Source organism: Photobacterium sp. OFAV2-7, from assembly GCF_022347985.1.
Taxonomy (GTDB): Bacteria; Pseudomonadota; Gammaproteobacteria; order Enterobacterales; family Vibrionaceae; genus Photobacterium.
Genome location: NZ_JAKRFQ010000099.1, coordinates 1 through 9,203 on the forward strand (window position 1 = coordinate 1; position 9,203 = coordinate 9,203).

7 protein-coding genes and 1 pseudogene are annotated in these 9,203 nt (G+C 50.3%); all 8 read right to left on the reverse strand.

The annotated features are described in order from the left end of the window. A partial coding sequence (locus MHN01_RS08240; protein ID WP_239410909.1) for a protein-glutamate O-methyltransferase CheR occupies positions 1–737 on the reverse strand: 737 nt, incomplete at its 3' end. 274 nt (positions 738–1,011) lie between these two features. Then, positions 1,012–1,917: pseudogene (locus tag MHN01_RS24630) on the reverse strand (methyl-accepting chemotaxis protein); the annotation flags it as partial. A 1,824-nt stretch (positions 1,918–3,741) separates the two neighbouring features. Continuing rightward, positions 3,742–4,272: a chemotaxis protein CheW gene (locus tag MHN01_RS08250; protein WP_239410911.1), complete on the reverse strand. Its 531-nt coding sequence runs from the start codon at positions 4,270–4,272 to the stop codon at positions 3,742–3,744. Between the two features lie 86 nt (positions 4,273–4,358). Then, on the reverse strand, positions 4,359–6,605 hold the full coding sequence (locus tag MHN01_RS08255; RefSeq protein ID WP_239410912.1) for a chemotaxis protein CheA: 2,247 nt from the start codon (positions 6,603–6,605) through the stop codon (positions 4,359–4,361). A 37-nt stretch (positions 6,606–6,642) separates the two neighbouring features. Continuing rightward, positions 6,643–6,954, reverse strand: coding sequence for a lipid asymmetry maintenance protein MlaB (locus MHN01_RS08260; RefSeq protein ID WP_239410913.1), 312 nt, complete (start codon positions 6,952–6,954; stop codon positions 6,643–6,645). A gap of 13 nt (positions 6,955–6,967) precedes the next feature. Next, positions 6,968–7,336 (reverse strand): response regulator, encoded by a 369-nt coding sequence (locus MHN01_RS08265; protein ID WP_075768397.1) that lies wholly within the window; start codon positions 7,334–7,336, stop codon positions 6,968–6,970. A gap of 15 nt (positions 7,337–7,351) precedes the next feature. Then, positions 7,352–8,545 carry a methyl-accepting chemotaxis protein gene (locus MHN01_RS24635; RefSeq protein WP_370646463.1) on the reverse strand — a complete coding sequence of 398 codons (1,194 nt, stop codon included), beginning with the start codon at positions 8,543–8,545 and terminating at the stop codon, positions 7,352–7,354. A gap of 323 nt (positions 8,546–8,868) precedes the next feature. Then, a partial coding sequence (gene alaE, locus MHN01_RS08275) for an L-alanine exporter AlaE (protein WP_239410914.1) occupies positions 8,869–9,203 on the reverse strand: 335 nt, incomplete at its 5' end.

Sequence of the window (9,203 nt, forward strand, 5' to 3'; positions counted from 1 at the left end):
CGTAACACAACATCGTGCTTGGTTTCCGCAGAGAAATAGATAAGTACATTGCGTAGCAATATCAGGTCAAAAAAACCGATGTTTGGCAGCGATGTATTGAGGTTGATCTGTTTAAAGCGAACATGCTCCCGAACCTTGTTATTGACTAACAATGTCCCTTGCTGGGAACGCACTCCTTTCAAACAGTATTGCTGCAAATAGCGCTTGGGGATTTCAGCCTGCCTCGAGTTTAGGTATAACCCGCTACGCGCCTGATCCAATACATTGGAGTTAATATCAGAGCCCAATACACGCCAGTCCACCGATAAACCACAATGATCTGCCAGCAGCATTGCCAAACTGTACGGCTCCTCACCCGTTGAACAGACGGCACTCCAGCAACGCAACGGCACCTGCGATGTTCTATTGTCCAGAATATGCCGCTTGATAAAGCCAAAATGCCGAGGCTCACGGAAAAAGTGGGTTTCGTTGGTAGTGAGCTGATCAACCACAGTTTGCAGCTCCCCCGCCGGGGGATTGTGCATCAGCAGCCGGTAATAATCGGCAAAACTCGTTAAGGAATAATAGCGGAGCCGGCTTGCCAACCTGACGGCAACCAGATTTTTCTTGTGTTCACTAAGTGTAATACCCGCCAAATCAAAGATAAGCTGACGAAACCGTGCGAACTCCCAGTCTGTAATGGCACTCTGATTGAATAACTCACCAGACAGCTTTTGGACTGCATGCTTAGAATCCATGTTGTCCTCCCTTTTTGCCATTACAACAATCATTTCCCTGTATTCCTGACAGGCGCCTTGCTCATAGTCTCCGCAATGACAAGGCGCACTTAACATCAGAGGTAACGCTCATCGACTAGAATGCCTCGAAGTCCTCCTCAATAATTTCCTGATGCTTATTCTCCAGCTTCTTGGCAGGCTTCTTCGGCGCAAGCGTGGACGGAACAACAGTACGCTTGCCAACCACATTCCGCGCAGGCTGCTCTGGCACAACAGCAGGCGACTCGTTGATAGTAAAGAAACTCATCAGTTGCTGCAGTTGCTCGGCCTGAGCACTCATTTCTTCCGCTGTCGATGCTAGTTCTTCAGACGCCGAGGCATTTTGCTGAGTCACCTGATCCATTTGCCCCATCGCCACGCTGATCTGAGTCACACCGCTAGCCTGCTCATCCGAAGTTGCCGCAATCTCCTGCACCAACTCAGCGGTTTTGGTAATGCTTGGTACAATTTCATCAAGCAGCTGACCGGCCTGCTCAGCCACCTGAACACTGCTTCCGGCCTGGTTGCTGATCTCCTGGGCGGCAACCTGACTACGCTCAGCCAGTTTGCGTACTTCTGCAGCGACAACCGCAAACCCTTTGCCATGTTCGCCAGCCCTGGCAGCTTCGATAGCAGCATTCAGAGCCAGCAGGTTAGTCTGATAGGCAATGTCTTCGATAATGCTGATCTTCTCGGCAATCTCCTTCATCGCTACCACGGTCTCGCTAACCGCCCGTCCGCCTTCTGCCGCCTGACTTGAAGCTTTGGTCGCACGATCATCAGTGATCTTGGCGTTTTCAGCATTTTGCTGCACAGATGCGGCAATTTGCTCCTGAGAAGCACTGGTCTCTTCAACACTGGCAGCCTGTTCACTGGCAGCCTGGCTCAGAGACTGTGCCGTTGCACTGATCTCTTCAGAAGCACTGGCCAAACCGTTGGCATTACTATTCACATCGCCCACAATCTGGCGCAGCTGATTACTCATGTGGCCCATTCGGCTGAGCAACTGACCGGTTTCATCTTTGCTGCTGGTTTCAATTTTACTGTTGAGATCGCCATTCGCCATAGCATCGGCAACCTGCAACGCTGTCGCCAACGGACGGGTAATGGTCGAAGCAACCATCATGGCCACCAGCACAATCAAAATCACCGCCACCGCAATAACAATACCGACCATCATCAGCAGATTATCGATTGGCTCGTTCACCTCGGCTACATCCACCTCGGCCAACAGCGCCCAGTGGGTATCTCCGACATCAACCCGGGTATAGGCCGACAATACATTGTTACCGTTGTAGTCTTGAACCCGAGCAATGCCTGTTTCACCGCCCAAAGCAGCGCTACTCGCCTGAGTATCTACCCCGTTGCGCTCTACCGTACCGGCAAAAGAAGCTTTCACCGAACGCCCTTCCTGATCAAGGAAGGAGTCCGACCGCATACGCTTGTCCATACCGACCAGGTAGGTTTCTCCAGTCGCTCCCATCCCGCTTCGCTGCTGCATAATGGTGTTAACGGCTTCCAACGGCAACTGAATGGCCACCACCAATTCAATCTCGCCGTGCTCAATCAACGGCTGGGCAATAAAGGCCGCCGGCTCACCGTTGCTCGGTGCATAGGGAGCAAAATCAACCAAACCATATTGACGTGTCTTCAAGACCTGACGAACCAACTGACCCAGATTCGAATCGGCATATTTGCCATCCATTATGTTGCTCTTATAGTCCGCCTCATGGCTCACGCTATAGAACACCTCACCGTCCGGGTGGATAAGGAAGAGATCATAGTAACCGTACTTCTGGCTATAATTGGCAAGAAAATCCGTTGTCTCGCCAGGCTTGATACTAATGAAGGCCTGCTCCAGATCCATGGCTGAGACCAGCGCCCAGTTAAGACCAAAAATCTCAAGCGGAGACGCCGATACCATCAAAAGCCTTCCGCTCTGATCGGTATAGGCACCGTCTATCACCTTGCCAGCCAAAGACTCTTCGACAAAAAGATCATTGGCAGGCATACCAATCTGATGCTCTGTTCCGTCCGTGCCGACAAAGTTACTTCGCAGGGTATTGCTACCGGAGTATTGCCCGACCAAATAGGTTTCTACTGTTTCACCCAGATTGTCATCCCGCTGCATAATGGCATCGATGCCTTCTGTCGGGATCTGCATGATAAGCACCCCCTGCAGCTCTTCATTGTTAACAATGGGGGCACCAATAAATGCCGATTGCTGATTATTCGACGGTGCGTAGGGGGAGAAATCTTCAATCGCAACACCTGACATAGCCTTACTAAATAACCGGCCAATACCACTATCACGTAGAGGACCAGATTTAATGTTTTGTCCGAGATCGGCTTCCTGTGTCACTGAATAAACAACTTCACCGTCGACATTGACCAGAAACAAATCATAAAACCCATAATGTTCGGTATAGCGGCTCAGCCAGGCTCCGTACTGACTATCAACGGCTTGCCAATCAACACCACCAGCTTGCAGACCGGCATTTCGGTAGGCAATATCAAAACCAATTAATGCCTCGGAGGCTGCATCGCTTTCCGCCAGAATAACAATATCGTCCTGCAGGGCCTGAAAGTGCCCTTCTATCTGGGCGCGCTTACTCTCTTTCGCTGCATGCAGCTTATTGAGCGTATTAGTACGTAGCGTATCGACAGTATCGATCAAAACGCCTAAATCACTCTGACGCTCCGCAAAATAAGATTCTAACTGAGACTTTTTCACATCCCGCATAGCGATAAGCTGATGGTTAGACTCTGTGGTCAACGCATCGGCAGCCGCTTTTACGGCAATGAATACAACGATAGCCAATGGAATAAGACTGACCAGCAAAAACAGGCCGATCAACTTAGGTCTCATCCTGATGTCACTAAAACGGAGCATAACGCCTCCCTGGATTAATATTCCGGTTATTAATTATTCAATAATCACCCGCTTTTGCAGCCAGCCTAACCAACAGCAACCGCATCTGAACGGCTATTCCTGCAGTGCCTCTAGCGATGACAGCTCTTCCACCGACAGCACCCGGCCAACATTGAGCAATACAATGAACTCATCATTCACTTTGCCCATTCCTTCAATAAAATCAGTCCGGAGCCGGGCACCAAAGCTCGGTGCAGGCTCGATATCAGCCAGCGCTATATCAAGTACTTCACTGACAGCATCGACCACTACGCCAATTTCGATCCGCTCCCCTTCGCTTTCCACCTCGACAATTACAATACAGCTGCGCTTGGTCACCTCCGTGGTCGGCCAGCCAAAACGTACTGCCAGGTCAATAATGGGAACGACGTTGCCACGTACATTAATCACGCCGCGGACGAAATCAGGCACCATGGGTACCACGGTCAGCTGGCCATACTCGATAATTTCCTTAATGGGACGGATATTGATAGCAAACAGCTCCTCCCGCAGAATAAATGTCAGGAACTGCTGTTGCTCATGTGTAATATCAACGTCCTTATCTTCTTGGCCTCTGGACTCTGCCAGAGTTAGGCTTTGCGTCATTGCGCCCCCCTCTATATGCTGCAACCGGGCTAAATACCCATTTATTCAGACTTCGAGCTATGCACCGCTGTGGCTTTGATCCCGTGCTAAGGCACTACCTCGCCATGACCGATATATCGCGGTGAGCAATGTGTTTCTGCATCCCGGATCAGGGCCGGGACATCCAGGATCATTGCCACGTCGCCACTACCAAGGATCGTCGACCCGCTGATCCCGCTAAGACGGGAAAAGATTTTACTTAACGGCTTAATGACGGTTTGAAGCTCGCCCTGCAATTGATCAACAACGAACCCGGCTTTTTGCTCACCGCTCTGTACCACAACGATGTTGCGTTGTTTGACGTCAATATGGCTTTCTTTAAATCGCTGCCTCAGGTTAATAAAGGGCAGGATTTCCCCCCGCAGATTGACGTAATTTCCATTTTTACTGTGCTCTTCGCTGTACTCGATACACTCGACAACCGCATCAAGCGGGATAACATAGCTCGATGCCCCTACCCCGACCGCAAAGCCGTCGATAATAGAAAGCGTCAAAGGAAGACGAAGGCGCAACAAAGAACCCTCACCCAGCCTGCTCTCAACCTCGATACTGCCCTGCAACGCCTCGATGTTACGTTTGACCACGTCCATGCCGACCCCTCGACCCGAAAGATCGCTCACGGCGGTTTTGGTCGTCAGACCGGCCTCCAATATCAGCCGCAGAATCTCTTTCTCACTCATAGGCTGCTCTGCGCTAATGAGGCCGTTCTCGACCGCCTTGGCCCGCACCTTAATAGGGTCTATGCCTCCCCCGTCATCACACACTTCAATCACTATGCTGCCAGAGTCGTAATAGGCCCGGAGGATCACCGTACCGGTGGCAGGCTTTCCTTTGGCAAGCCTCTCTTCCTTGGCTTCAATACCGTGGTCAATCGCATTACGAACCAAGTGCATCAGGGGATCGTTGATTTTCTCCACGACGCCTTTATCAAGCTCAGTCTCACCACCTTCAATCGTCAGCCGGATATCTTTGTCCAAATCCCGGCTTATCTCCCGCACCACACGGTGGAAACGCTTGAAGGTCTCGTCTATCGGTATCATCCTCAGGTGCAACGACAGCCCTCTGATTTCTTCAACCAGCAAAGAAACTGCCGCACTAGATTCCATCAGTTCAGGATCGCCATTTTGTTTCGCCAGCAAGCTGGTATTGGCACCGGCAATCACCAGCTCTCCCACCAGATTAATTAGCTGATCCAATTTGTGAGCATCAACCCGGAGGCTGCGACTTTCCTGGCGCTTGAGATCTGGCAGGCTCGCCGCCGTTTTTTTCGGAGCCACTTCTTGAGAGGATAACTGCTGCACAGGTTCCCCGACTTCCGACTGAGGTAGCGTTTGTGGCTGTGACTGTGATTGGGGTTCTGACTCAGGCTCATACGTAGACTGAGCAGGCTGGATAATGTCAGTTTGGGGCGCCTCCATCACATACGCGAATTCTTCTTGTGTCAGCGCACCGCACTGAATAAACAGCTGACCGAGTTCGTCAGCCTCCAGGTCAAGCTCCTTCATCAACACGACATACTGCTGAAGATCGCTGTGGGGAGGAATAATATGGATCTGACACTCGTCGGCAACAAACTCAAACACCGACTCCAATGTTGGCTGATCAGCATCACTATCAAGTAACAGCTCCAGGCCAAGATAACAGGACTCGGGATCCATCAGGCTGCTACCGGGCAAGGTAAACAGGGGAACTAACTCTACGATATCTCCCAAGGAGCGGAGGTAACGTATAAATGACAGCGGATCCATACCATTTCGCAGCACATCTTCACCGAACCGAAGTGAAAAGTGCCAATAGGGGTTGAATGCGGCTCGGTTGATATTACTGCGCTCCAATCCCGGCAGATGTTCGGTGTATTGACCCAATGATGAAAGATCATTAACGCTGCAGTGTTGCTGAGAATCCGCCGAACCCGACAACTGCGTCAGTAAGGCCTGACCTTGCTGCGCCAGATCCTGTTCGCTAGAGGTATCCTGATTACCCAGTTGTTCAATCAAGCTCTCAATGTGATCCCGGCAATCTAACAAGACAGCAATCAGTGTATCGTCGCAAAAACGCTCACCGGCCCTGACCTTCTCCAGCACATTTTCAACCGTATGGGTAAAAGCAACAATGTTGTCATAGCCAAACAGCCCTGCCGCCCCCTTGATGGTATGTGCAGCACGAAATACCAGGTTGATCATCTCGATATTTTCAGGGGCCGCCTTTAGCTTGTTTAAAGCCGATTCCATCTCCTGCAGCAAATCCCGGCTCTCATCGACAAACATCTCTTGGGCATGTTCCATCTCTTCCATTTTCGCTCCTTGATCATGGGGCAATGAAACCCGGCGGCTACATAGGCGGTAAGTTGAATGGCTGTTCGAGTCTCAGCAAGGCGATAGATTCCATTGCCGCAGCACTGGTAGCGGTGATAGTAAACGCCTTGCCTGTCAATGCTGCTTCCTGCTGACACAGCCACAGCAGCTGCAAACCGGCGGTATCTAGCTCAGTGACTTCGGTAAGATCGAGAGCCAGTGATTCTGCATCCTGTAAGCAGGCCAATAGTCGGGGTTTTAGCTCGGCGGCATTGTAGATAGACATTTCCCCGCTAAGGCTTAGCCTGCACTCCGTTCCTGCTTGCTCCTGCGCAATCGTGATATCCATTGGCAGCTCCCAGTTAAGGCAATATCAGTTTGGATACGGCATCAAGCAACTGGGGCGGCTGGAAGGGCTTGACCACCCAGGCCTTGGCTCCCGCAGCCCGCCCCTCCTGTTTTTTATGGTCCTGTGACTCTGTCGTCAGAATAATGATGGGAGTAAATTTATAACGAGGCAGCTTTTTGACCTCTTTGACAAACGTGATCCCGTCCATCCTCGGCATATTGACGTCGGTAATGATCAGGTTCACCTTCTTACCGTCGAGTTTACCGAGCCCGTCAACACCATCATTCGCTTCAATCACCTCATAGCCGGCTCCTCTGAGAGCAATTCCAACGACCTGACGGATCGGCGCCGAATCATCCAAAATCAAAATTGTCTTAGCCATAGTACTCTCCGAGGGTTAAAAGAAAGTTATCTCGCTATCTTTAGAGGAGGCTGTCGTCGCCTCGCCTTTTTCATGATTATGGTGTTGCTCCTGGGCAACATAGTCTCGCTTCATTTCATTGAGCCAATTTGTCACATCAAGGCGGTGTGCCTCGTCATCGCTATGCTGCTCTGACTCGTAATCGGAAATTTCTGCCTGTAACTTGTCGAGATTTTTCTCAACCTGAGTAATGATTTGACTGACACGATCCTGAAACTGCAGCGACACTATCACGCCGGAAATCTCGCGCTGAATATCCAGGTTTTTATCTTGAAGTAATGAGGTTGAGTCTGTGAGCTCGGAGGCCAGCTGTTTGAAGTTCGCCAAGATAGATTCAATATTGGCTTCTGACGCCGCTTCAGCCTGGGCATCCTGGCGGGCACTCTGCTCGGCAATGCTGACCGTATCGTCCATGGCCTGGTTGATCAACTGGACCTTGTCACGAATATGCTTCCCTGTTTCACCAGACAGCTGAGACAACTTGCGCACCTCTCCGGCAACAACGGCAAAGCCACGTCCCTGATCGCCCGCTCTTGCCGCCTCTATAGCCGCATTCAGGGCCAACAGATTAGTTTGCTCGGCAATCTTGGCGACATCAACCGCCATACTGTCAAGTTCTTCGGTATAGCTCGCCAAATGGCGAACCTGAGCCAGCATTTCTTCTTTTGCCTGCATCGCCGAGCGAAGCAGGTCGATAACCTGATCCAGTCGCTGTTCACTGTTGTTCAATACCGCAAACACACCGTTATCGCTTTTATCCGCCCCACCACCGGCAACATGTTGTGATTCGGTAACGGCCTGATCCAGCTCACTGATGATTTCCGAAAATCGTTGTGACAACGCCGTCACTTCCGTTTCGGTTTGTACCCTGACGGTACATAGCTGACGCTGCCAGATTGGCAAGATCTGCAGGCACAGCTCGACCAGCTGTTTTAGCTCTTGCTGCGCATGTTGCTGTTTATAAAGCAACTCACTATTTTGCCTGTCACGAATATCGGCAATCGCCCTGTCATAACCCGCAAAAAGAAAGCGCGCTGCAAAATAGCTGATTACTATCAGTCCGCCCGCTATCACCCAAGACATTTCACTCAGATTGCCCACCAAGATCACCCCGGTTGCCGCAACAAAAGACAGCCCGACAGGTACCCATAAAAAACGGCTTCTTTCCATAAAGCCCCGCTACCAGATTCAATACATAATGTTTCCAAATGGAATACTGAAGTATAGGCACACAAACTGATGGAATATTGAGAGATAGGCTTATCAGAATACGGTATAACTCAAAACCTTGACGAGGTTCAAATATTGAAGACTATCAATGAGTTCCGCTACCATATTAATAAATTCAGGAGATTTATCTGAAATTGATGTGGTTATGATCCTAATAGCAGCTTATATGTCTAGTTGCATATCATGTTTACTAACAATATCTACTGCCCAGATACTAAAAAAGCTCCCGCAGGAGCTTTTTTACACTGTGGCGTTATAGCCTGTTAGGCTTGCTGGTGATAATAGCCAGGTACACGGAACATACGGCGGCAGCTATCCAAGAACAGGCCATACACCACACCCAGTGCGCCTGATACAAATGCATTACTGGTTACAGCCGTAATGATTTGATCGAAATCTGCCCCGACAACAAACAAAATGCCTGCATAGACCGGCGACTGAAACAGTACATAGGCAACCATATCAGACAGACTTTTCATCCCGTTGGTTGGTGAAAAGCGATAACCAGAGCGAATCATAAAATCACGGAAAAGCCCATATGGCCAGGCAATCGCAATGTTAACCGGGATAGATAAGGTTCGCGATGCTAAAAGATCGG